The sequence below is a fragment of the Mycobacterium kubicae genome, assembly GCF_015689175.1.
GTDB lineage: Bacteria > Actinomycetota > Actinomycetes > Mycobacteriales > Mycobacteriaceae > Mycobacterium > Mycobacterium kubicae.
In genome coordinates this window covers 3,531,996-3,557,551 of the sequence record NZ_CP065047.1, presented here as the reverse complement: position 1 = coordinate 3,557,551, position 25,556 = coordinate 3,531,996, and the positions used below count along the sequence as shown (strand labels likewise).

Genomic DNA, 25,556 nt, shown 5'->3' with positions numbered 1-25,556 from the left:
TTGACCAACCGGGTCCGGCTCTTGGCTGAAGTTTGCCAACGCCTCGGCAACAGGCGCTTGGTGTGGGCCGGGCTCCGTGGCGATGACATCGAACCTCTTGCGGATCTTCCCCAACTTCACGCTTCGTTTTCGATAGTGGGTTCATACGAACACCGCATGCTAATGACATCACTTGCCTACGAGAACCTCACCGGTATGCGGCTCGATCCCGAGCTATGGGATATCGATGACCATCTCGACGCAGACGCCACAATCGAGTTTCGCCGTGCACTGCTGGCAGCGCTCAACTCCGAGAGCGTCCTGCTTCCCTATCGGCCTTCGAATTTTCTGTCTGCAATTCACTTTGCCAGACAGGACCGGTGCACTCAACTCGGGCTGTTCGGCGCCCAGCAATCCGCCTTCGAACACAAGCCCTGGGTCGAAAGTGCAATCCGTGGCCTCGGTTTGCCGAGCATTCCGTGGACCTACATCGCAGACGAGGAGCAGCTGCGTGCCAGGGATCTCTGTTCGCGGGGGGCAGTTGTTCTGCGGCGCAGCCGGACCTCTGGCGGCGAGGGATTCACCCGGGTGCATTCCCCGGAAGAGCTGATCCGGCAGTGGCCGAATGTCGCTGAGTCCTTCGTAAGCGTCGCACCATACCTTCAAAACGCATTGCCGATTAACATCGGCGCTACCGTGTGGGCAGACGGCGTCACCGTCCACCACCCATCAGTTCAGCTAATTGGAATAAAGTCTTGCGTTACGAGAGACTTTGGCTATTGCGGTAACGACTTTGGCCTAGCTCGTGACTTCGATCATGCCGTAATATGTCAGCTCGAGACCTCCACGACCCGAATCGGTCACTGGCTGCGCAACCACGGTTATCTCGGATCTTTTGGCGTCGACTATTTGCTGCACAACGGCCAACTGCTTTTTACAGAGATCAACCCTAGGTTTCAGGGATCCACACACTCTTCATGCAGATTGGACGTGGAAGCTGGCGAGTCTTGCCTGCTGCTCGAACACGTCGCGGCCTGGCTGCAGGTACCCTGTCCCGAGAGTATGCCGCTGGCCACCAGGGTCAGCAACGCGCCCAATTTTGCGAATCTGGTAGTGCACTGGACGGGCGAAGACGGTGCGCACGTGGACACGGGTTCCCTCATGGATGCTGTTCGTGTAGTCGAACCGCAGGTTCGCGCCGACGTTATCGTGGGCAGCGCCGTCACGAATCAGCGCGGCTCCGCCGTTGCCCGGCTCGCGTTGCGCCGGAGGGTCACACGAACGGGGTTTGATCTCGATGACCAACTCAACACAGCGATCGGCCAATGGCAAACCGCGGGTGCGACAGAACTAACGGGAGGGCAGGCTTAGTGGGTTTCCGGATTCAGCGTCGGGCCAAAGACGGCGTCTTCTACGAAGGCTGGGATGAGTACCTCAAGGATCGCAACGAAGGGTCCGGTGACCGTTCGCTCTGCCGACTTCTCAAGATAAATACACAGGGCCTCCGCGACTTGATGGCGAAACCGGCCGACGAGATAGCCCTCAGCACTGAAAAGGAACTTGATGTTGCCCGGAGCGCTGGCAAGGACACGATGGCACTCGAACAGGAATACCGGCAGGATTTGAATAATGCTGCCAGGGTCCGTCGCAGGGCAGCCTTTCCGTGGATCACACCAGTGCTGGGAACGGGTTGTCTTAGCGCATCGGACCACGCGAATGCCGGGGATATTGCAGCCGTCCCCGAGCAGTTGGCAGCGTGTGCCAAACAATGGGGAAAGTTATACAAAGGCGGTGACGAAACGGCAAAAATCGTGTTCGACTTCGCGGCAAGCCTAGTTAAATCCAGAGTGTCATTGCCACGAACTATCTCTCTTCCTGCCTACGAATCTTTGGACACTGACCCCAAAAGAAGCGAGCCACGCCCGGAGAAAACGCTGGCCGCAAGAGCCGCCTTGGCCGCCGCACTGCTGACCCGGCTATTCCACCGTACGGCCGCACTGAGCAACCAGCCGATTGGCCATTGGCATGTGGCCTCATCGCTCAGCGACGACTATGAGTTCCGCGATATCGAACGCCAGCTCGTGGAACCATTGGCCAAAAACTTGCAGATTTTCGTTCAATTGGCTGAAAAGCGTGAAGACCTCTGCTTCTTAGCTCGCTACCTCGAACAGATTACGTTGCAAATTGAGCGCGATTTCCAGGTTGTGAGCATCGCGGACGCGCAGCTGCTGACCGAAATCACCTGGCACTTGATGACACGTGACACTGAGCGCTACGCCGGTTGGTCTGATCTACTTTTTCTGATCGGACTAAAGTCACGCGAGTATCACCCGGATCGCCCTTTGCCGTTCCTGACTAACCTCGTTGATGCCGACGGGCTCATCTCCTGGCTAACCGATGGGTTGTGGCGAAACACCCGGAATTCATGGGAATCGCGCGAAGGACCCGGCTCGGAAAGCGATCGAGATAATTTCTACAACGTGGTCGCCGAGCTTATGTCCAAGCAAGCAAAGCTCGACGAAGACCACAGGGAATCTCCGCACAGTGATCAATTCCCCCCAGGTGTTGCATACGTAACGTCCTTTGACCTAGAGCTAGAGATGGCGTTGCATGCACTGCGCGAGACTTTCGTCCAAGTCGCCCCGTTCGAGGTGTGGCGCGGCGCTGGGCCCGCGAGGCGTGCATCGCTGGCCTGGTTTTACCGGATCGTGAATGCACCCGTTGACGGAGCCGAGCCCTCCTTGGAAGCACTCACCGAAGCAGGCAACTGGAGCCTCTTGAGGGAAAACGCATTGCGTCAAGGAAATTCGCCGCTCTGGGGCTTGCCGGTGGTGGTTAGACTAACTGGGTGTCCCCTGGCTCAGCTACCTGCTATTGGGGTCGACACGGAAACCAAGGCCATCCTTCACCAGGTTGCGCAATTTCCCAGAGGAACTTATAGCGTCGGGCACGCTGCATTGCTAGACGAACACACTGGTCTGCATCATTGGACCGCCGAGCTTCGAGAAAGTGTGAGGCTACCGCGAGAACTCGTCGGCAACAGGGTAACCCGCCACGACACATCCAACCTCGATCGACGATTCTGGATGCTTCTCGGCGTTCAAATACGCGACGACGCTGTGCGGCATCGGGTCGCTGCGTTAGTAGCCGCGGAGTCGATCAGAGGAGACATACCCGAGGCGGAGTTCGAGACTCCTTGGACCGGGGTGGTGGTCAATCGAAGGTCAGAACCGGCTCAACGAGACATCTTTCAGTGGCAAGGACTGGATGTTGTATCTGCTGATCATTCGGAGGTGGTGAAGGCCCTACGCCACTACACACTCCACCTTCTGGATCCATTGTCCCGACCAGTTGATGACGAGAATTGCAGGCTGGGCAAGGACGACGCATGAGCCTCCTCAGAAATTGGCGCACAGAACTCGCGCATATCGATAACTGTCCGTGGCCAGGGCCGAGGCCGATGACGGACTTGGCACAAGGAGCCAACGCACTACATGGGCGTGACGCGGATGCGCACGAGTTTGCTCGACGCGTCCAGGATCATTCGGTAGTTGTATTCACCGGAGCATCAGGCGTAGGTAAAACCTCCGCGCTCTATATGGCGGTGCGGCCTCAACTGGAACGCTCGGGATTCGCCGTGATGTTGTGCGACACCTGGAACCCCCCGGACGACTTCGATCCCGCCACGCTCATCGAAACTCAGGTTTCAGCGCAACTTCCTAGAGGCGTGCGCCTTGGAGACGAGCAGCCTTCATTGATCGAGCAATTGGACCGTTACTACCCCGACCGAGCGGTTGTGGTCCTCGATCAATTCGAAGAGCTCATTAGATATAAACCCAGCGCTTATCAAAAGTTGTTGGAATGGATCAAAGAGACTACCGAAACATCGCGAGTGCGGATTGTCGTTTCATTACGCATTGAGTATGAACACGAACTGGCCGGCCGCGCCGGGCTCCAAATTGCCCCATTCCAGATGACCCGCTATGAGTTAGCTCCGATCACCGACGCAGAAATCATTGAGCAAATAATTCGTGCTGCGACCACCTCCTCCGGCAGACCGGCGGCCTCCGACGAGGCGGTCGGGCATTTGGTAACGGCCTGGGAAGAAACCGTCCATTCCCCTGGTTGGTCCGAGGTTGGGCTCCTACATCTGCAGGCCACCTTGTACAGCCTGTGGAGCACCAAAACAGGACACAGAATCGAAGGTGTCGACGTTCAGAAGATGATTCGTAAATCCGGTGCCACTGCTTTCAACGCGTCACAGCCGGCTAACGTGGGCTTGTTCGAATATGGTTTGTCGACGTCGGTGGAGGTCGCCCTCAACCACTGCAGGGAAGCTTGTTTGCCCGCGGGCATAGATACTGCGCTTGCCACTCGAACGCGAGAGCTGGTCGTAAACATGGCCGCACATCTTTCGAGCGGCGGTTACAAGATCAGCCTTGACCGCGATGAGTTGGCCGATCGCGTAGTGATGGGCACATCCGCCCCAGTCGCGAAAGCCGCGCGCTCAGCCCTCGCCTCCAGAGTCGACAGCGCAGGTAGTGCTGATCTTGATGAAGATCAGCGCGATTGGCTTGCCGTGCGCCGCTCGGAGCTTCTTGACAGCAGCCGCCTACACGGCGGCACCTGGCCCTGGGAACTCGATCCCGAAGATTCAACCGGCGGAGCGCTTCTCGGACTGCGCCCGGTCGACAGCATGCTCGAAGAACTACGGAGCTTTCACTTCGCACTCGAATGGTTGCGTACTTGCGCGCTCATCCGTATGACAAGCACGGAGCCCGGCAGGGTGATGGTCAGCCTGATCCACGACCGATTCGCTGCCGGGTTGTCGCGGTGGAGTGAAACCGTCCGCACAGGATCGGAGGAAGCGATCGCGCGCGTCTCAGCGATCCGCGGAGCCATTCTAGATTGGTCGTCGGAAAGGCACAGTGAGAGCGCCGACCACGAGATGAGGACGGGCAGCAACCGAACCCGTGTGATCGCGAATGTGCGCTGGGCGTATTGCACTATCACGAAGTCATTCGAGAAAACGACGTTCGTCAGCTGCGACTTCCGCGGATCCACCTTCCACAACTGCCAGTTCGAAGGTGTTTCATTCGTTAATTGTTTGCTTGACGACGTGGAGTTCGTTGACTGCCATATCGTCGGCCAGCCCGATGCTCTGCCAGCCGATCTCACGACAGAACAGAAGGAGAAGCAGCCTTCTTTTCACGTGCAGGCGCCGCAACTAGTTCCGATTCTCAATCGCTATCGCGAGACGAACATCGCCGGGTCCATGCTGTTCTCAGAGACGGCTGGCCTCGCAGCTGTGCCAGTGCCCACCGGGCACACGCATGCACGCCTGGTTCCATTTGAACCGCAGCTGGGCGGATTAACGATGTTCGGTGGACGGCTGAGCTCGCTGAAGCTTCGCTCATGCGTATTTCCGCAGAACGGAAAACTATCGCTACGCCACGTTGCGGGCACTTCGGTGGAACTGGCAGAACAATCCGAGGCCAGGTTGGAAGTATTCGCTGCCGCGCTGCGTGGGCTCACCATAACCATTCCGATCGGCATGCTGACCGATCCGACCGCGGGCGTCGAAACGACACGACCGGATAATTGGTTTGAAGTGTCCGTCCGGGACTCGCGGATCATCAACACCTGGATAGGTCCTGGGATTAACGGAGCTGCCGAATTCTATAACTGTCGGGTGTGGCAACTCTTTAACGGATCCGACTCGTTCAGCGTCACGCTGCCGAACTCGCCCGTGCTGGGGGCGGTTAACGTCGATGAGTCGGAGGATCTCATACCGGTTCGTATCGAAGCTGGGACCCTGGGCGGGATTCGGGACGAGGTACTTGAAGCGAGTCTGCTTATCGACTATCGAAGCCGACCCGCCAAGTACGAAGTCACACATGAGGGTGAGCGTCAGCCTCGGCCCCATTTACCAGCTCACTAATGGCCTGAGCTGAGCCAGCCGGTCGATGACCTCACTCGTGTTCGGCTAACTCCGTCCGGGCGGCATCGAGCAGATGCGTATAACCGACAACGCGCAAAATTCCTGTCTCAAACTCAACTGGCACCTCTGGACGCAGCTGATCATCCTTGGAGAAAGTGGCGGAACCTGCTTATCCGGCACCGATCACCACAGCGTTGATTAGCACTTATGCCGCTCGATCGTCCATCGGGCGTGCGACGCATCGCCCGTCCCGTCGCGCTGCCGGCCTAGCTAACACCGGGTGCCGATCTCACCCCGGCGTCACCCCGGCGGCCGGGGGCGATTTGTAGCCGTACCGAGGGCGTACCGGAACCGTACTGGCGACGGTCAAAAAGGCTGTCTTACAGCCGATTTGGATCGTTTCGCCGAACCATTTCGCCTGGTCGCCACAGCGTTAGAGCCGCGGACTCATAATACGTTGGTCGCGGGTTCGAGCCCCGCCCGCCCCACTTTCACCCGACGTTCGGCGGTCGCGCGGAAAGTTTGAGTCAGTTCCCGGCGACGGCCTGCACCAGCATGGTCGCGGAAGGGCTCGACAATACCCAGTTACCGTTTTGATTGACGAACATGAGGGGCTTCGTCACCGGTGCCGGCAGCTTCGGCCCCGAGACGGCCACATCGGACATGACCGTAGTCGGACCGTTCTGTTGGATGTTGGAGACGACAAACGACAAGGGAAGCTGGCCGTTGCGGTAGGCCACTCGCAGCTCATGATCCATCTGATGGCCCTCGCCCGACCCGATGCCGCCTTCGACGAGGCCATCTTTGGTCCGGTAATTCACGCCCGGATTGGAAAGGTTATTGAGGATGCCGGTCAACTGGTCAGAGGTCGGCAGGATCATGGTCGTTGCGGGTTGCGGGTCCTGGGGTAGCGGCGCGCCGATTGAGGCCAGTTGAACTTGCGGCGGACCCGCAGGTGCTGTGCCGGATGCGCTGGATGCCAGCCCCGCGGCGCCACCGCCAACAATGGCCAGTGCAGCCGCGCTGATGGCAATAGACTTCATCGATTTCATGGTTCTCCCTGTTGTGCGCATGGACATGAGTGCACCGCGCATCGTTATGCCGACAATTTCTGTTGAGGACATCGTGCATCAATGTGTGGGCCCAAAACCGCTCTGTCCTAATCGGTATCAACCTGTTAGGAAACCGTAGTGCCGCTGCTCATCGATTGGCCGCAGGCCTCGTTGCCTCAGCGGTTGGGGTGTGGAACCGCGACTCGAACCCCGGCGGTGTCATTGAGGGACGTGCGGTACCGAATAATTCGTTGCCAGTGAGTCGCAATGGTTGGACATTACCCTGGGGATCCCGACGGGTCTGCTTGGTGGTGAATCCTATTGTTTAACAACAAGTTACAGTGGACGACTGGTTGCAGGGAGAACTGGGTTGCCAATCCTGGTCGCCGTTCGAGCGCCGCTTCACCAGCTGTATGACCTCGGTTGATGCTTGACACTTACTTCGGTTGATCCTTCACACTCCGTCCGGTGAGGAGTTACCCGCGGCCAACCAGCAGTCATCATGCATGCGCGACCCAAGCACGGGTACTCCTCGAGCACGATGACAGATATGCCCAGAAGCACCGATGACATCGACCCGTGTGTGCGCGTCTACGGGACACGGGTCCACAATCTGCAGGGTGTCGACGTCGTAGCGCCTCGTGATGCGCTGGTCGCGTTCACCGGGATCTCTGGATCCGGCAAATCGTCGTTGGCCTTCGGGACCATCTATGCCGAAGCCCAACGCCGCTACTTTGAATCGGTCGCTCCGTATGCCCGTCGCCTGCTCCTGCCTACCGGCGCGCCGAAGGTGGACGACATCACCGGGTTACCGCCCGCCGTCGCATTGCAGCAGCGCCGGGGCTCGGCGACATCACGGTCGACGGTCGGCACCGTCACCACCCTGTCGAATCTGCTCAGGATGCTGTTCTCCCGCGCCGGAACCTACCCGCGGGGGGCCACCGAACGACTGGACTCCGATGCGTTCTCCCCAAACACCGCGGTCGGGGCGTGCCCCGGGTGCCACGGGCTGGGACGAATCCATCGGGTGACCGAACAGACACTGGTACCAGACCCGTCGCTGACCATCCGCGAAGGTGCCGTTGCCGCATGGCCCGGTGCATGGCAAGGCCAGAACCTGCGCGACATCCTCGTCACGCTGGGGTACGACATCGACAAGCCATGGCGGAAACTTCCCAAGCGGCAACGCGATTGGATTCTGTTCACCGATGAGCAGCCAACGGTCGAAATCGATCCCAGCCAGCACCCTGTGCAGGCCGATTATTACTACAACGGCACCTTCTCCAGCGCGGAACGCCACGTCCGCCACACGTTGGCCAACTCCCATAGCGCGATGATGCGTCGCCGCGTGCTGCAATTCGTGGACAGCATCGAGTGCCCTTTATGCGACGGTTCCGGGCTTCGGCCCGAGGCGCTGCAGGTGACTTTCGCGGGACGAAACATCGCCGACTACGTAGCGATGCCGTTGGTTGACCTTGCTGATGCCTTGCGCCCGACGGCTTCTCGGACCGATGCCGCCGCCGCTTACGAGTCAACGGAATCCGGTGAGCTGACCGAAGTGGCGACCATGATCGCCGCCGACCTCGTCGCGCGCCTGCAGGTACTCATAGATCTCGGCCTGGGCTATCTGACACTGAGTCGCCGCACTCCGACGGTGTCACCCGGCGAATTGCAGCGGTTGCGACTGGCCACTCAATTGCGCGCCGGGTTGTTCGGCGTGCTCTATGTGCTCGACGAGCCGTCGGCCGGACTGCACCCCGCGGACGCCGAACCGCTCCTTGACGTGCTTGATCGTCTGCGTCGCGCGGGCAATTCATTATTCGTGGTCGAGCACGACATGGACGTGGTGCGCCGTGCCGATTGGATCGTCGACGTTGGACCGGGGGCGGGGGAACTGGGCGGGCGCGTGATCTACAGCGGCCCGGTGCCGGGTCTCGCCGACATCGAGGAGTCGGTCACTCGCAGGTATCTTTTCGAGGGGACCACGCCGCCGTCTCGTCAGCCCCGCACGCACTCCGGTCTAATGCGGCTGCGCGGGATCTGCTTTCACAATTTGAGAGACCTCGATGTGGACCTGCCGCTTGGTGTGTACACCGCGGTCACCGGAGTGTCCGGTTCAGGCAAGTCAACCCTCGTCGTCAAGGTCCTCGGCGACGTAGTGAACAGCCACCTCGGCACGGGACGCGCTGCCGAGCTGGCCCAATCCGACGACGGCGACGCCGACACCGAGATCATCGATCTCGATCACGACGCGAGCGCAGGTGTGACGGCAGAGGGGGTCGAGCAGATCAACCGGCTGGTATCAGTTGACCAGCGCCCGATCGGACGCACGCCGCGCTCGACGTTGGCGACCTACACCGGCCTGTTCGACGCCGTGCGCCGCGAATTCGCGGGGACCCCCAAGGCGCGGCGCCGCGGTTGGACAGCGGGCAGATTCTCGTTCAACGTCGCCGAAGGTCGCTGCCCCACCTGTCAGGGGGAGGGTTTCGTATCCGTCGAATTGTTGTTCCTGCCAGGCACGTACGCCACCTGCCCGGCGTGTCATGGAGCGCGTTACTCCGACGAGACACTCGAGGTGCGTTACCGCGACCGGACGATCGCCGACGTGCTCGCGATGACCGTCGATGAGGCATCGGAGTTTCTTGCCGACGTCACCAGCGCAGCGCGGAGCCTGACCACGCTGCAAGAGGTTGGGCTGGGATACCTGCGTCTCGGACAGCCCGCGACCGAGCTATCAGGTGGCGAGGCGCAGCGGATCAAGCTCGCCTCCGAACTGCAAAGACCCCGGCGAGGGCACACCCTCTACGTCCTTGACGAGCCGACCACCGGGCTGCACCCCGCCGACGTGGATCTGCTCGATCGTCAACTGCACCGCCTGGTCGACGCGGGCAACACCGTAGTGGTGGCCGAACACGACATGCGGCTGGTCGCAGGCGCGGACTGGGTGATCGACCTGGGACCGGGGGCCGGCAGCGACGGCGGTCGGGTGATCGCAGCGGGCCCGCCTGAGACGGTGGCACGCGCCAAAGACAGCCGCACGGCGCCGTATCTGGCTAAGCGGTTGGCGCCGTCTGCAACTCCGGCAGCAGGTGTGTGTGGGCGCCCATTACGCCGGGGCGCGCTGTGATGTCCATGTCGATGGCCGGTTGCTGCGGTTTTTCATCGGCGATGATCTGGTCAAGACCGTCGCGCGCACCCACACAGAGGTACGAAACACACGGCCTTCCGCAGCCGCGAACAGGCCTGACCAATAACCCAGAGTGTCAAGGATCAACCGACATAGAAACGTCAACCAGCAACCGACTCTGAACAGCCCTACTTAAAAAGGGAGTTGAGCGTGGCCGAGCAGCGGTATCAGGCTCGTCTGCAGAGCGCGACTTCGCTCGAACCCTCACTTCAAGCTACGGTAGGCAAGCGGCGGCCTCGCTTGCCTATCTTGCGTGAGTGCTGCTTGCTAATCGCTCGTCCGCGGCGCCATGCCGCGTTTGCTTGGAGGAATTCACAAATGCGCCTGCTCAACGTTGCCGTACTCGTCACGGCTGCGGCAATCCTCGGTTCTCCTGCGGCGGCGGTGGCGGCGCCGAAGGACTATTGCGCCGACCTCAAGGGCAACAACACCGGCCGCACGTGTGAGATCCAGCTGTCCGACCCCGCGTATAGCGTCGACATAAGCATCCCGCTCGATTACCCGGACCAGAAGCCGATCGCCGACTTCATCTCCCAGACACGCGACGCATTCCTCAGCGCGGCGAAATCGGGCGCGCCCGGCGACAAACCATCTCAGCTGAAGGTCAAGCCGACGGAATACAGCTCGGCGATTCCACCGCGGGGCACGCAGGCTGTTGTGTTCAACTTGTACCGGAACGTCGGCGGCGCGCAACCGCAGACGACGTTCAAGGCATTCAACTGGGACCAGAGCTACCGCAAAGAAATCGTCTACACGGCCGCATCTGACGACAAACAAAACACGCCGTTGTGGCGAGTCGATGACCCGCTGCGGACCGTAGCGCCGATCGTCCAGGCTGAACTGCAGAAGCAGCAGGCGCCATCGCCGGCCGGGCCGCCCACTCCGTCCCCGCAACCGGGACAGCCGGCCAGTGCCACGCCACCACCGGCATCCCCGGTCGCGCAAACCGCGCTGTACAACCCGGCGAACTACCAGAATTTCGCGGTGACCAATGACGGGGTGATCTTCTTCTTCGACCAAGGCACGCTGCTGCCCGACTCAGCCGGCGCGGTCCAGGTGCTCGTGCCTCGATCGGCGATCGACCCGATGCTGGCCTGAAAGTTTGCCTGTATCGGTCTTGCTGTTCATCGCGACCATCAGTTTCTTGTTCATTACTCCAGGCATCAGCGAACCGGCAGGCGGTGGTTTCCCGGCTATTACGTTGCTCGCGGAGTTCCTGCTCAAAGACATCGTCCTGCTGGGTGCTTCAGTCTGGACGTTGGCCGATGCGATTCGGTCGGGCTGGCCGCGAGCTCAGCACCGGTGAACTGAGCACCTTCTGGGCCCCGCCAGGTCACCCAGACCCGTGGTGGCAACCTGGCGCCGCCGACGACCGAAGGGCCCATCTGGTGTGACTTTGTGCTATAGCAAATCTAGGAGGTAACAGAGGCCGCTGACCGGGAGGACATCGGATCATGACCGTTCTACGAGGCATTCTCTCCGTCGCCGTGCTCGCCGGATGGTTAGCCGTCGGGTCAGCAGCTACCGCGTGGGCGGACCAGACAATGAGCGGCCACTACATCTCGACTGTGACCTCAGCATCCGGTGAGACCACGACCAACGATTGGTATTTCACTCCATGCGGTGACGGGTGTGCTTCCGTGGCCAACACACCGGGTGGACCCGCCTTCGGGGAGGCACGTCTCTTCAACGGACAATGGACACTGGTTTGGCACTCCGACGCTTTCTGTCCGGAGGGCACTCGGGTCCCCGGAGCATACTCCAGCTACGCCAGCTGGGATCCGAATACCCTTGAAGGCCAAGACGAGTCGGCCATCACGCGGCCGATATGCGGGTCCGGAGGCAGGCCGCCGCGCGTGACGCAGTCTATGCAGCTCACGCACGTTGGATAGCGCCTCGACACCTACCGCGGGCACTCGACGGCGGCACCGCGAAGTGGTTCGAGGGTTCCAACCACCGAACGCGGGTATGGGTCTCGGATCGAAAACCGATAGGAGACAGTAATGAGCCGACGCCACGACGATGATGCGGCCAGCTCTACCGCCGACGACACGGAGTCGAAGGATGACGACACGGTGGCGCCGGAGGTCGGCGAGGGACCGTTTTCTCCGCTGACTGGCCATCCGCACCCACCCATCGGGAACTGACCTGAGCGGTGGGTAAACCGACGCGATCCGCTGAGCCGCCTGACGCCAGACATTTTGACGGTGACGCGACCGCCGCACGATGAAAAGTGGCCGCTGTCTCTGTAACCGGTGGGAGCCGTGTTGCCACGGCCGGAGGCCAACGGCATGATAGGCCGAACGCTCAACTTGAGGAATCGGGAAAACATGCTGAAGGTCGTCGTCAAGACCTTCATCATGCTGCTCCTGTCGTCGCTGTCGTTGTGCGCAGCGGCGCATACCCCAGTCGCCGCGCGGGCACGGTCTGCTTCACCGGAGCGCGTTGAGCTATCGGACAATTGGACGCTGTCGTCGGCGGCGAAGATGTCGGTGGACGGCGACGTCCTGTCGTTGCCGAACTACGACGCCGCTGCCTGGTACAAGGTGCGCCGAATGCCGGCCACCGTGTTGGAGATTCTTCGTGAAAGCGGTGTCTACCGGGATCTGTACGTAGGGAAGAATCTTCGCGACCAGGTGCCGCAGGATCTCTATCAGCGCGATTGGTGGTACCGCACTCAGTTCACCGCCCCGGAGGGCCGAAAGACCTACTTGTTGGGATTTCCCGGCATCAATTACCGCGCCGACATTTGGCTGAACGGACGCCTGGTTGCCGACCGCGAGCAGGCCGTTGGCATGTACGCCGCTCACCAGTTCGACGTGACGCCGTTGATTCGGCCCGGGCAGCCAAACGTTCTGGCGGTGAGGGTGATACCCGAGCGCGCGCTTCAGGACGTCGACGGTGTCGAGTTGGCCGACAGTTGGAACGACTGGATCAACTGGGATTACCTCGGTCTTCCGCCACCCAATGGCGATTCAGACCGGCGAGGCACGTCATTCGTTCCTGACCGCAACGCCGGCATCTGGAAACCGGTGTACTTGAAAGCGCTGGGGGATGTGGAACTTGGCTCGGCAACCGTTAACTCAGAACTCCCGCTACCGCGCACCGATAGCGCACGGCTGACGATACGCGCAGACGTTCATAACTATTCCCCACGGCGCACCCGCGGCGTTCTCCGCGCCACCATCACTCGCCCGGACAACGCCACGGTTCACCTCGAACAGGCGGTCGTCCTCGCCCCCGGCGAGAACACGCAGGTCACATTCACCCCAGATCAGTTTGCGCAGTTGACCTTTCAGCACCCGGACCTGTGGTGGCCGTACACCATGGGACAGCCGACGCTGCACAACCTTCGGTTGGAGTTCCGGGTCGACAATCAACTCAGCGACGCACGCGAACTCCGGTTCGGCATTCGGACCGTTACCCAGCACCGCGACGAGGGGTTCTCCGGCGACGGCGGAGACTTCTTTCTGCAAGTCAACGGCAAGAAGTTCCCGGTGCGGGGCGCGGCCTACACGCCCGATCTGCTCTTCAAGTACGACCCCGACCGGGAAACCGCAATCCTGCAGTACGCAAAGGATCTGGGTCTCAACATGCTCCGGCTCGAAGGCAAGCTCGCCAGCGAACGCCTCGTCGAGAAAGCCGACGAGCTCGGAATTCCGCTGATGGCCGGCTGGATGTGCTGCAACCAGTGGGAGAAATGGGAACAGTGGAACGCCGAAGATCAGCGTGTGGCGATGGAAAGCATGCGCTCACAGATTCAGCTGCTTCGGGCACACGCGTCGGCGTTTGTGTGGGCGAATGGCAGCGACGGGTTGCCTCCGCCGGCGATCCGCGCGCGATACCGGTCCATTCTCGATGAATTGCATTGGCAGAACGCCGCCGTCGATACCGCCTCCCGCCAGACGCGGGATAACGACGGCATTTCGCAATGGGACGGAATCGATATGGCGGGACCGTATACGTGGCGACCGCCCACCTACTGGTTCAGCCGCCGTTACGGAGCTACCTGGGGAGCGTCGGCCGAACAGGGCAGTAATGAGCAGATCCCCCCGTTCGCCAGCCTCCGAAAATTTATCCCGCCTGACGACTTGTGGCCGATCAACGACACGTGGTCGTTCCACGCAGGCGCCCAGTACAAGAACGCCGCCTTGCTCAGCGCTCAGCGCTCAATCGGCATGCGCTACGGCGCGTCCGACAGTGCCGAGATGTTCGCTGCCAAAGCGCAATTGGCTCAGTACGAGGCCACCCGCGCGCAGTTCGAGTCCTTCGCCGCCGCGGGATGGGACAGCCACAAGATGACGATCTACTGGATGCTGAACAGTCATTGGCCGTCCTTTTTCGGGCAGCTCTTCGACTATTACCTGCGCCCCGGTGGTGCATATTTCGGAGCCAAGAAGGGGCTACGCCCGCTTTCGGTCGTCTTCGATTCGTACGCAAGGGATAACGGCAACTCGGCGCGGATCAGCGTCGTGAATCAATCGCCCTCCGATGAGCGGGATCTTCGTGTCCGGGTGCGCGTCTACGACACACAAGGGAATTTGCAGACCGACGGAACCGCGGAGCACATCAACGTTTCCGCCGGCGGCGCCGTCGACGCCATCACGCTACCGCGCGGCCTCGCCAAATCGCCCGTCTTCTTCGTTCGTTGTCAACTGACTCGCCCGTCCGGCGAGGTCGTCGCGGAAAACGTGTATTGGCAGTCCCAACAGCCCGATGACGTGGGTGATCCGGACAACGACCGGGCGTTCGACTCGACGCAGGAGAGCTGGGCGGACATGACCGCCTTGAACTACATGCCGCGCGTGCCGCTCGACATCACGGCCCATCGTCAGTCGACCCCTGGGAGCGTGGTCATCCGGTTACACAACCCCACGCACAACGTCGCATTCTTCGAGCGCGCCGAGATCATGTCGACGCGCGACGGCGACGAGATCCTGCCGGTTGAGTATGACGACAACTACGTGACCGTGTTTCCGGGCGAGACCGTGGAGATGCGGGGTAACGCAACGGGTTCGCCGGCGAACTGGGTGCGGGTGACGGGGCATAACACGTCGGCGACCACCGTGGCGATCGAATAACCTGTAGTCAGTGCCTGCCATCTTTGATCTACGCCGCCTAGACGTGCCGGTCGTTCAGGCCGGCATGGGCACCGTGGCGGGTCACGAACTCGCGGCGGCCGTTTCGGAGGCGGGCGGTCTCGGAACGATCGCCGGCGCTCGCGCCCCGATTGCTGACGAGGTCGCGGCCGCACGAAGGCTCACCGGACGCCCGATCGCGGTGAATCTGTTGTTACCGTTTGTGCGTCGTGGCGATGTGGAAGCGGCCGCTGCTGCTGACGTGGTCGTGACGTTTTGGGGTGCCCCTCGCCGGCTTGCTGCCAACACCTGGATTCATCAGTGCGGGTCGGTCGACGAGGCGAAAGCAGCGGCTGCTGCCGGTGCAGACGGTGTGATCGCGCAGGGGGTTGAGGCCGGCGGCCATGTCCGCGGGACGACTCCGGCCCTAGAGTTGCTCGAACAGGTCCGCAAAGCGGTGACCATTCCGGTCTTGGTCGCCGGGGGAATCGTGGATGTCCATGGCGTGCGGGAGGCATTGGAAGCCGGTGCCACCGCCGTCGTGGTCGGCACTCGCTTCCTGCTCAGCGAAGAGTGTCGGGCGCACCCGGAGTACAAGAAGCGCTGCCTTGAAGCCAGTGAGACGGTGCTGACCGAACTTTTCGGGCTGGGCTGGCCCGATGCGCCCCACCGGGTGATTCCCAACGCTGCGACTCGCCGCTGGCTAGGCAGCGACGCTCGGGGCCCGCACTGGCTTCGCCTCGGTAACCGGATAACGTCTCGCCTCGCCAACTCGATGCCGGCGGCGGCCCAGAATCGCGCTGTCCGAGCGCAATTGCCTCCCTGGCTACCGTATGCGATCGCCCAACCGCCCGCCGACGACCAACCCGCCGAGTTGGTCGACAGCCGTCCGCTCTATGCAGGCGAAAATGTTGGCAGAATCAATGACATTCGTCCGGCCGGCGAGCTCGTTAGGTTGCTCACGCCGTAGCGTCAATGTGCCAGCAGTAGGCCGCGATGACGACCAATCTGCAGTGCCGGACAGTCGACCCGAAAGACGTTATGAATCGGTGTAACCGAGGCTGCCCTGCAGAAACCAATAATGCATTCCAACAACACCATAGAAAAGGTCGGCCCGTGAATAGCGATTGTGTCAGCGGCCGTCGCCCTCGCGAACTTCCGCGCCGACGTACCTAGCGCAACGGACCCGTTAGCGATCTTCCCCCGCAAGGCGCGGAATCAACCCACCGGCCAACACGTCCTTGACCTGCCTCGGCGAAAGCCGATGCCGCACAGTGAAAGAGGAGTCTTTGGTGACGTTGTCGACCTGCAGTGTGCCCGAATCTCCCAGCTGATCCAAATGCTGGATGTGAAGTCTGTCGTCCTGATCGACCGAGTCGTAATCACCCGGATCCTCGAACTCGAGCGCCAGAATCCCGTAGTTAGCCAGGTTTTGCCAGTGAATCCGTGCGAACGACTTGGCGATAACCACCCGCAACCCTAGGTACCGCGGAGCGATCGCGGCGTGCTCGCGAGACGAGCCTTGACCGTAATTGTCGCCGGCCACGATGATGTGCCCGCTGTCCTCGGCTTCCTGCGCACGCTCCGGATAGGAGTCGTCGACCCGAGTGAAGCTGAACATCGCCAGCTTCGGAATGTTGGACCGAAACGGCAGTGCTTGTACACCGGCGGGGGAGATCTCGTCGGTGGAGATGTTGTCGCCGAGTTTGAGCAGCACCGGTGCCTCCAGCTCCTCGGGCAGCGGGGACAACTCCGGCAGGCTGGATATGTTGGGCCCCTTCACCGGTTCCACCTTCTGTGCTTCCTCGGGTTCAAGCGGAGGCACCAGCATGGCGGTGTTAACCGAATGCGTTTCGGGCAAGGCAAGTTTCGGATATTCCATACCGACATCACGGGCCCAGTCCCGCGGATCAGTGATCACACCCGTCAACGCCGAAGCGGCAGCGGTTTCTGGCGAGCACAACCACACCGCGTCTTCCTTGGTGCCGGATCGGCCGGGGAAGTTGCGCGGCATCGTGCGCAGCGAGTTGCGCCCCACCGCCGGGGCCTGACCCATGCCAATGCAGCCCATGCATCCCGCTTGGTGGATGCGCGCACCGCCCATCACGAGATCCAGCGTCGCGCCCATCTTCGTCAGGTCGGCCAAGATCTCCCGCGACGTCGGGTTGATGTCGAAGCTGACCTGCGGAGCGGTCTGCCGGTTGGCCACCATCGCCGCCGCGATCGCGAAGTCGCGCAGACCTGGGTTGGCGCTCGACCCGATCACCGCTTGCGCGATCTCCTCGCCGGCCACTTCCCTTACCGGCACCACGTTGCCCGGCGAGGACGGCTTGGCGATCAGCGGCTCGATCTTCGACAGGTCGATTGTTTCCTCGACGTCGTAGGCGGCGTCGTCGTCGGCGAGCAACTCCACCCAGTCGTCCTCGCGTCCTTCCGCGCGCAAGAACTGTCGAACCGCGTCGTCGCTGGGGAACACCGTCGTCGTCGCGCCGAGTTCCGCTCCCATGTTGGCGATCACGTGTCGGTCCATCGCTGTCAGGCTCGCCAAGCCGGGACCGTAATACTCGATAATTCGATTCACCCCGCCTTTCACGTCGTGGCGGCGCAACATCTCGAGGATTACGTCTTTGGCCGAGCACCACTCCGGCAGTTCGCCTTCCAGTCTGACGCCCCATACCTCCGGCATCCGGATGTGTAGCGGCCGCCCGGTAATGGCCAGCGCTACTTCCAGGCCACCGACACCAATCGCCAGCATGCCCAGCGAACCCGCGGCTGGCGTGTGCGAGTCGGATCCCACCATGGTCTTCCCGGGGACACCGAACCGTTGCATGTGCGTCGGATGCGAGACGCCGTTGCCTGGCTTGGAGAACCACAGGCCGAAGCGTTGCGCCGCGGTGCGCAGGTATTCGTGATCCTCGGCGTTCTTTTCATCACCCTGCAGCAGATTGTGGTCGACGTACTGCACGCTGACGTCGGTTTGTGCGTGATCGAGTCCGAGCGCTTCGAGTTCCTGCATTACCAGCGTGCCGGTCGCGTCCTGTGTCAACGTCTGGTCGATATGGATCGCGATCTCTTCCCCGGGCCTCATGTCGCCGGATTCGAGGTGGGAATCGATCAGCTTGTATGTGAGGTTCATGGACATCCCTGGCCTCCTCCTGACAGCGACGGGTCCGACCATGTGCTGGAAGAGGGGATACCCGCCGACCGCCTCGATTAGTACTGCCGCTTACCGCGGCAACACCGCCTCGATCGCATCAATAACCTCCGGCGCATCCGGTTCCGTCCTCGGTCGAAACCGATTGACCACCTCGCCGTCGGGTGTCACCAGAAATTTCTCAAAGTTCCACTGGATGTCACCGGCCTTCCCGTCAGAGTCGACGGCCTTGGTGAGCTCGGCGTAAAGCGGATGGCGGTTCTCTCCGTTGACGTCCGCCTTCGCGAGCAAGGGGAACGTCACCCCGTAGGTTGTGGAGCAGAAGGTCTGGATCTCTTCGGCCGTGCCGGGTTCCTGACCCATGAATTGATTGCACGGGACGCCGACGACCGTCAGGCCCCGGTCGGCATAGTCCTTCGAAAGCTTCTCCAGTGCCGCGTATTGCGGGGTGAGTCCGCACTTGCTAGCGACGTTCACGACAAGCGTTGCGCCGCGCGACAATTGGGCCAAAGTGGCGGATTTGCCATCGAGTGTGGTCAGGGGGATGTCTTTGAGGGTCACGGTCTTGACGCTAACACTGCTTGGCCTCTGCAGGTGCCGGTGCGCCGCGGTAGATTGCGCTATGCGGATCGTTCGCCAGCTCGGTGTGCTTCTGACGACTTTGGCAACGGCTTTGCTGCTGGCTCTTCCGGCCGCCGCACAACCGCCGTTGAAGCTCACCGACCACATCACCGACAGTAATCAGGTCCTGACAGAGTCCCAACGAGCGACGGTCACCTCGGCGATCGACAGACTCAGCCGTGATCGGCACATTCAACTGTGGATCGCCTACGTCGACAACTTCTCCCGGTTCAAACCTGAGAACTGGGCCAACCAAACCCGCAGCGCCAGTGGAATGGGCGACCACGACGCGCTGCTGGCGGTGGCGACGGACACCAAGGCGTACACGTTCACCCTGCCGAAGGGTCTCACAGCGGATGAGCTGAACACGCTGCAACGCAATCACGTTGAACCAGCCCTGACCGCAAAAGACTGGAGTGGCGCAGCTATTGCTGCGGCTGATGCTTTGGACAATCCGGCAAGCAAGTCAACACGGAGTTGGCTGCCGATCGCGATCGCCGCCATCGTCGCCGTACTACTGCTGGCGATCGGCATACTGCTCGTTCTCGCGCGCCGCCGCCGAGGCGACGCGCCAGGTCGTAATGACGTGAACATCGTAGGTAGCGATCTCCCGCTCGACCGGGCAATGTCCACGGCGGACGCTCGGCTGCACCAAATCTCCAACTATGTGACCAGGCATGGCAAGGATGTCGGCGCAGAGGCTAAAAAACGACTCGAAGAAGCGAAACGGCACTTGGCGGCCGCGCACGATAAGGAAGCAAGCAACGCCGCAGAAGCAATCTCCCATGCCAACGCGGCATCGACCCTAGCCGCCGAGGCGCAGACGCTGGCAAATGCTGATGTGCTTGCCGCTCACCGCAAGAAATGACTCAGGTGCAATCCGGCGCGACGAACCATTCAATACAGCTCGACGCTGGCATCGGCCGGTCGACGCCTAACACCCGTGGTGGGTGAGACGCGATCGAGGTGCTCTTGCCTCCCGCGCGCCGGTGATGCCGTGCCGTTTTCGAGCACCGCGCGGGACCGTCAAGTTCGCGAACGGCAGCGGCAGTTCGGGGTCACAAACGGCTGCCCGCGCCGAAGGGGAAACGCCAACTAGAAAGGCCTCGAGCATCGTCCGTTCGGCGACGTCGACTGATACGCAGGCCGCGTAGTGCACGCACAGCTCGTCGAGGTTCTCCAGGGTCTTCAGCGGCCAGCCTCCGGCGTGCGGCTTACGAGCACCAAGCGGCGTGTTGTAGTACTGCCGCACGCGCTGAGCGACCGACGTCCCTGCTAACCCGACGTACAGGATCGTCTAGTCTGGCAACCACATCGACGCAATGCGTGCGGCGAGCTGGTCGCGGCGGGGTCGTTGACCATCAAGCAAAAGCTCGGGACGGGCATCGAGCAACTCCTGCACCGCTGTAGTCGATATCGGACAAATTGGCTGTGTCACAACGGCATCGGGCGGTTCAGCCAAGGACACAACGTAGACGCCAGGTCCGTCGAGTGGCACCTTGCTGCGCCATGGAACCACTCCCGCCCAATCAAGTTGGGCAGCTCGCAAGAGGCTCTCAACACTTGACGGCACAGTCGAAATCTACGATGGGCTCGATTTCTGGTCTAACGCCAAAGCGCGTTATGCCCGCCCGCCACGCGCGCCGCTAATTGAACCGGCCGCACTCCGGTATCCAGAAGATGCCTCTGGCTTTCATGTCGTTGCAATACGCTTCCAACTCCTCTACGGCGCCAGGAGTCTCTTCTCCGCAGGTGTGGTTCAACAGGCAAGGATCTTCCGGCGTTGCGGTATGCGAAGTCGGATTATCGGCGAGCGTATGGGCGGCCCCGGCGCCGAAAGGCATTGCGACTCCGGCGATTACCGCGGCGACCCAGATCAACCGCTTCGGACAGCCCGTGACGCCCGGCCGTGACTTCACAGATCCCGACCCTGCTCCGATCATCAACCACTCCTTTGATAGTTGGTGGCTCATTATGGCAACTAATCGGAGTTTGCGCCTGTCGAGAGACGCAGACGTCGAGGCATACGACGGCCCTCGGTTCAGGTTGCCGGAGCTAACGGGACCGGAGGCGGGCCATCAGCCGTCACGGTCATCCTGTGGCGACCCGACGCCGCGAACTGGTTCGCAGATGCACCGAAAGCACAAGCACCCCAGCCAAGACGATTCCCGTCAGGTTCACCCCCAGTTGCGCCGCGGACTGCTCGGCGACCTGCCAGTCACCCACGGTGGCGGCGACCACCGCGAACCCGGCGGCCGGCACCGTGGTCACCGAGATGAACACCCCGACCAGCGCGGCCGATTTCGCGGAGATCAGCGAGAGCATGCCGGCCGCACCGGCGAACAGTGCCACGACGAACGACAGCGGGCCGACCTTGAAGATGAAGTCCACCTGTTGCAGCTGTCGGGTGGTCCCGAGCGTGATCCAGCCGACGCCCTCACCGGCTAGCACGCCAATCGCCGTGACCGACATCGCCAACGGAAAACCGACCAGCAACGCCAGCGCCGCCCGACGGGCGAGGTAGCCGCGGCGCCGCACGATTGCGACCGCCAGCGCGGCAAGCGGCCCGAACTCCGGCCCCACCACCATTGCGCCGACGACCGTGACCGGCGAATCGGTCACGACGCCGACCGCCGCGATGAGACAGGCCAGGGTCAGAAACGTCAGGTAGGTGAAATTCAGCGTGGACTCTTCTCGGGTTCGCTCGGCCAATTCGTCCCAGACGACCGCGTCGGCAGGATCGCCTTCGGCTTGCTCCTCGGCGCGATATGCCGCCGTGGAGACCACGGTGTCGACCACATCGAGCGTGATCGCCCCATGCCGCTTGAGCCCGAGTGCTTTGAGTTCTTCGATGACGTCGTTCGCGCTTTCTCGCGCGATGTCGGCGGTGATCTCATCGCCCTGCGGTTCGAGGGCGGCTTCGCGGTGCACGACGATATGAGTGACTCCCGCCTCGCGGTGAAGGACTTCCAAGACCGACTCGCTCGACTCGGAGGGTGCGATAACGCGCAAATGAAGCATTCACCGGACATTAGCGGCGGCACCCGTTGCCCAGGTGGAATCCGGCCGGTCAGTTCGCTACGTCCATCGCTTCGGCGCGGGCCGGCTCCGGCGCGGTCTGGGTAACCGGCTGCACTGGCACCACCGTTCGGGAGCGGAGGAACACCACAACAAGTACGGCGAGTAGGACCGCGCGTCCCCAAACGCCACAGTTGAGCGCTAGGTCGGCCCACGTGAACCTCGGGTTGCCAAGGGAGTGATAGTAATTAGTTCGATGCCAGCCGATGAATGCCGCGAGATCGGCGAGCAGGTACGCGACGACCCAGACGGTCCTTATCCGGACGGCGGCGAAAAATGGCAGCAGCCAGATCACGTACTGAAGTGAGTGCACCTTGTTGAGCAACAGGTAGGCGCACAGCATGCCAGCCGCTGTCTGGACCCACGGCACCGCGCCCGTTCGGAGGCCGATAACGGTGCCCGCTGCCAGAACAGCCAGGACGCCGATCGCGGTGCTCAGGGCCGCCGCGACATCAAGGAGATGCTGGCCACTGGAATCCGGCCCGAGCAGCCGCCTCGCCCCGTTCCACCAAATGGACAACGTGGTGACATCGATCGGCCGTTCGGCCTGGAACCGGAACACCGACAGCCAGCCCGCCCGATTCGCAACCACGAACGGAACGTTGGCGACAACCAAAACCGCCGCAGCCGCACCGACCGCACCGCATGCGCCGCGCCGTCGCGCCTTGGTGTCGGCCTGATTCCGATCGAGCAGGATGGCCAGGGCCAGTGGGGCCACGAAGGCCAGGGGATAGAGCTTCAGCGCGCCGCCCACGCCGAACGCGGCACCGGCCACTACCGCCCGCCTCGTCGGCGACCAGCCACGCGGAAAGCTGAGCCCCACAGCAAGTCCCACCGCGGTGGCAGCAGCCGGCAGGACGTCCCAGTTGTACAGACCGTAGAGCGCCAGCGGAGGAGTGCCCGCCCAGATCCATGCGCGTCGGCCCGAGATTCGCTCGAGGCACAACGTCGTGACGACAACAGCGGGCACGAACGAGATCGCCGTCGCCACCAGGAACCCCTGCACGCTTGAAGTCGGCAACGCTGTCGCCCACGCCCATAGCCCGGTCAGCGTCGGGTACTCGATCGCACCGCCATGTAAGGCGGGCGGGTCCGTGGTGTACCAGCTGTGAACGTACGGGAACACGTGTGCTGCCAAGTTGCGGTTTCCGAACAGCGTGACGGTGTCCGAGTAGCACCCGGTCCGGCTCACCCTGGTCAGCCACGGCACCGGTACACCGTCCGGACCGGTCTGCAGCGCCGTGCAGGAGAGTTTGTGGGCGAGGCTGACAGCAGTCAAGACCAGCGCAACGACACACATGAGGAGTGGCTGGCGGCCACCGTTACCGCCCGAGGCGGATTGCTGTGCTTTCGGCACGGCGACCCCTCCGTGCACTTCCGCCGACGTTTTGTTCGGGCAATACTAGCCCGCGTCCGGCCCGCCGCCGCCTCACCGTGCCGACCGGAAGTGATTCCGGAAGCCTCGCCGAAAGCCCACCTAGAGTAAGTAATGTGACCACGAACGCGGCCAGCGCGATCATGTCTGCGCTCATGGTGCATATCGGAAGCCACGCTCATGCGCGAATGATTGTCGGGTTGGCTGGGCCGCCGGGATCGGGAAAGTCAACGTTGGCAAGCGTTGTTGTTGACGAGATAAATGCTCGTGGACAATATTTTGCGGTGGTCATGCCGATGGATGGCTTTCATCTGTCGAATGTGCAACTGGAGAAAAAGGGCATTGCTGCCATCAAAGGCGCACCTGAAACGTTCGATGTAGACGGATTCATCGCTACCCTGGCGCGCATCCGGACACCCAGCTCGAAGACGGTCTATGTACCGGACTACAGCAGAGTTGTGCATGAGTCCATCGCGGCCAGCATCGCGATAACTCCGGAAACGAATATTGTTGTGCTCGAAGGCAACTACCTCCTGCTTGGATCGGGCGCCTGGCAAGAAGTCTCGTCGTACATAGACCAACCATGGTTCCTCGACATCGAGTGGGACGTCTGCCGCCAGCGCCTCATCGGAAGACACATTGCCACCGGGAAACCCCCCGCCGCAGCGTCCGAGTGGGTGGATCGATCCGATAAAGCGAACTACGACCTGGTCGTAAAAAACTCGAGAACAAAAGGCGTGGGTGTGGTCTCGACGGTGTGACCGTCGGAAAGCTATCCGGCGAAATCCTTGGTTACGAACAGCAGATGGATGATTACCGCCTGAGCGGCGAGCATCGCCAGTCCGCTGCCTAAGACGAGTAATCTGCGCTTCCGGTAGTGAGCGTAGATCAGCCCCAACGCGATATAAATGCCCAGACAGGGCAGTGAGTACCGATGAACCGCGACGAAACTATTGTTGATGGTAAAAAACACAATAGCGCACAGTCCGAAAATTCCTAGCGGTACGCCTTTGCCGCGATAGACCCAGATCAAATAAATGGAACTTGCGAGTAGCAGCGCAATACACAGCAGCGGTATCGCATAGTTCACTGTGATGTCATTATCAAAACGCCGCAGACCAACAACGGCCCGGACCGTTTCGAGCGCGCATCGGAAAATCGAGTAGACAAAGTTCGGCTCAAAGGAGAGATACCCCCAGGCTCGCGTCGACTTGTAGGCGCTGAACATCGCAAAGAAATCGCCACGCGCAGCCAACAAATAGACTCCATAGAGCATGAACCCCACCGGGGCTAGCAAGAGCGCCGCCGCGTTCCGATTGAAAGCCTTCTTTAGGCTCCAACTGTGAGCGCGAAGATATTCCAGGCCGCACAATCCGACGAAGAGCACCGCAGGTAGACGCGTCGCCGTGAGAAAAGCAAGGGTGATGCCCATGAGCACCCACCGGCGCTGCAAGGCGAAGGCGTATGCCCAGAACCCCAGCGCAACGAACACAGCCTCGGTGTAGAAGAGGTGCATGAAAATGGCGGCCGGCGCTGCTAAGAATAATGCTACGGTGACGTGGCGGAAGTGCTGAATCCCAAAGTTCCGAGAGATTCGCAGCAGCGCGGCGATCGCGAACGCGAGCGATGCGGTGTTCACCAAAAAGCCGAGGTGGGCGTACGGAATGCTGTGAAAGGTTACCGCCGAAAGCGTTCCGACAATGAGTGGAAACAGCGGATAGAACGCGGGCGACGCCGGATTGAAGAGGTAGCGCTCCCTGACGATATTCAAGTACCACTGGGCATCCCACAGAATGGTGTGGCCTAAACCGCCCGACCCATCCGGCAAGAGTGTGGTGCCAAGAATCGTCATCAGCCCTTGCCATGCCAAGGCAATGGCTAATGCGATCGCCGCATCAGAGCTCAGGAGCGCTTTGATCCTGAGCTCGATCGAGAAACGCCGCGCTTTAAGCTCGTCATTCCGCGACCAGTCCTGCTGCTCGGACTTGCGCGATAACTGGTCGACGCCGCGAGACTCTTCTTGTACCTCTGTCGGCACCCACCCTCCTCAGCCGTCAGCAGCGACGCACCGAGCGCCGTCGTACCGGTGTA

17 protein-coding genes and 1 pseudogene are annotated in these 25,556 nt (G+C 61.5%); 12 read left to right on the top strand and 6 right to left on the bottom strand.

The annotated features are described in order from the left end of the window. The 3 genes from I2456_RS16760 (at position 1) to I2456_RS16750 (ending at position 5,920) form a co-directional block, all read left to right on the top strand. Positions 1-1,350, top strand: coding sequence for a hypothetical protein (locus I2456_RS16760; protein WP_085075179.1), 1,350 nt, complete (start codon positions 1-3; stop codon positions 1,348-1,350). After that, on the top strand, positions 1,350-3,371 hold the full coding sequence (locus I2456_RS16755; protein WP_085075180.1) for a hypothetical protein: 2,022 nt from the start codon (positions 1,350-1,352) through the stop codon (positions 3,369-3,371). Before I2456_RS16760 ends, I2456_RS16755 begins: the two co-directional genes overlap by 1 nt. 68 nt (positions 3,372-3,439) lie before the next feature. Then, positions 3,440-5,920, top strand: coding sequence for an nSTAND1 domain-containing NTPase (locus I2456_RS16750; protein ID WP_163703937.1), 2,481 nt, complete (start codon positions 3,440-3,442; stop codon positions 5,918-5,920). Positions 5,921-6,447: 527 nt separating this feature from the next. On the opposite strand, the gene I2456_RS16745 is transcribed toward I2456_RS16750, so the two are convergent. Beyond that, on the bottom strand, positions 6,448-6,972 hold the full coding sequence (locus I2456_RS16745; protein WP_085075182.1) for an MTB12 family secreted protein: 525 nt from the start codon (positions 6,970-6,972) through the stop codon (positions 6,448-6,450). 541 nt (positions 6,973-7,513) lie between these two features. Between I2456_RS16745 and I2456_RS16740 the strand changes: the two genes are divergently transcribed. From I2456_RS16740 to I2456_RS16710, 7 genes and pseudogenes are all read left to right on the top strand, one after another. Next, complete coding sequence (locus tag I2456_RS16740; protein WP_085075183.1) at positions 7,514-10,099, top strand: excinuclease ABC subunit UvrA; 2,586 nt, start codon at positions 7,514-7,516, stop codon at positions 10,097-10,099. Further along, positions 10,056-10,219: pseudogene (locus tag I2456_RS16735) on the top strand (IS481 family transposase); the annotation flags it as partial. The gene I2456_RS16740 and the pseudogene I2456_RS16735, both read left to right, overlap by 44 nt. 258 nt (positions 10,220-10,477) lie before the next feature. After that, the gene (locus I2456_RS16730; protein ID WP_085075184.1) at positions 10,478-11,257 is read left to right on the top strand and encodes an RsiV family protein; all 780 of its coding nucleotides are present in this window, start codon (positions 10,478-10,480) and stop codon (positions 11,255-11,257) included. Positions 11,258-11,303: 46 nt separating this feature from the next. Continuing rightward, positions 11,304-11,465, top strand: coding sequence for a DUF417 family protein (locus tag I2456_RS16725; RefSeq protein ID WP_241007736.1), 162 nt, complete (start codon positions 11,304-11,306; stop codon positions 11,463-11,465). Positions 11,466-12,162: 697 nt separating this feature from the next. Continuing rightward, positions 12,163-12,306: a hypothetical protein gene (locus tag I2456_RS16720; RefSeq protein WP_163703938.1), complete on the top strand. Its 144-nt coding sequence runs from the start codon at positions 12,163-12,165 to the stop codon at positions 12,304-12,306. Positions 12,307-12,714: 408 nt separating this feature from the next. Beyond that, positions 12,715-15,240, top strand: a complete 2,526-nt coding sequence (locus tag I2456_RS16715; RefSeq protein ID WP_241007735.1) for a glycoside hydrolase family 2 protein — start codon at positions 12,715-12,717, stop codon at positions 15,238-15,240. A gap of 10 nt (positions 15,241-15,250) precedes the next feature. Beyond that, positions 15,251-16,207 carry an NAD(P)H-dependent flavin oxidoreductase gene (locus I2456_RS16710; RefSeq protein WP_205880176.1) on the top strand — a complete coding sequence of 319 codons (957 nt, stop codon included), beginning with the start codon at positions 15,251-15,253 and terminating at the stop codon, positions 16,205-16,207. A gap of 219 nt (positions 16,208-16,426) precedes the next feature. Here the strand turns inward: I2456_RS16710 and I2456_RS16705 are convergent, their stop codons facing one another. After that, positions 16,427-18,379, bottom strand: coding sequence for an aconitate hydratase (locus I2456_RS16705; RefSeq protein ID WP_085075186.1), 1,953 nt, complete (start codon positions 18,377-18,379; stop codon positions 16,427-16,429). Between the two features lie 84 nt (positions 18,380-18,463). Beyond that, on the bottom strand, positions 18,464-18,952 hold the full coding sequence (locus tag I2456_RS16700; RefSeq protein WP_085075187.1) for a glutathione peroxidase: 489 nt from the start codon (positions 18,950-18,952) through the stop codon (positions 18,464-18,466). A gap of 61 nt (positions 18,953-19,013) precedes the next feature. Between I2456_RS16700 and I2456_RS16695 the strand changes: the two genes are divergently transcribed. Beyond that, a complete protein-coding gene (locus tag I2456_RS16695; protein WP_085075188.1) occupies positions 19,014-19,880 on the top strand; it encodes a TPM domain-containing protein in 867 nt (288 codons plus the stop codon). Between the two features lie 1,223 nt (positions 19,881-21,103). On the opposite strand, the gene I2456_RS16690 is transcribed toward I2456_RS16695, so the two are convergent. Further along, positions 21,104-22,033, bottom strand: a complete 930-nt coding sequence (locus I2456_RS16690) for a DUF389 domain-containing protein (protein WP_085075189.1) — start codon at positions 22,031-22,033, stop codon at positions 21,104-21,106. Between the two features lie 49 nt (positions 22,034-22,082). Then, on the bottom strand, positions 22,083-23,447 hold the full coding sequence (locus I2456_RS16685; protein ID WP_139823288.1) for a DUF2029 domain-containing protein: 1,365 nt from the start codon (positions 23,445-23,447) through the stop codon (positions 22,083-22,085). A gap of 134 nt (positions 23,448-23,581) precedes the next feature. Between I2456_RS16685 and I2456_RS16680 the strand changes: the two genes are divergently transcribed. Then, entirely contained in the window at positions 23,582-24,226 is a 645-nt protein-coding gene (locus I2456_RS16680; RefSeq protein ID WP_085075191.1) for a nucleoside/nucleotide kinase family protein, read from the top strand. 11 nt (positions 24,227-24,237) lie between these two features. On the opposite strand, the gene I2456_RS16675 is transcribed toward I2456_RS16680, so the two are convergent. Further along, positions 24,238-25,503, bottom strand: coding sequence for a glycosyltransferase family protein (locus I2456_RS16675; RefSeq protein WP_085075192.1), 1,266 nt, complete (start codon positions 25,501-25,503; stop codon positions 24,238-24,240). Positions 25,504-25,556 lie beyond the last annotated feature (53 nt).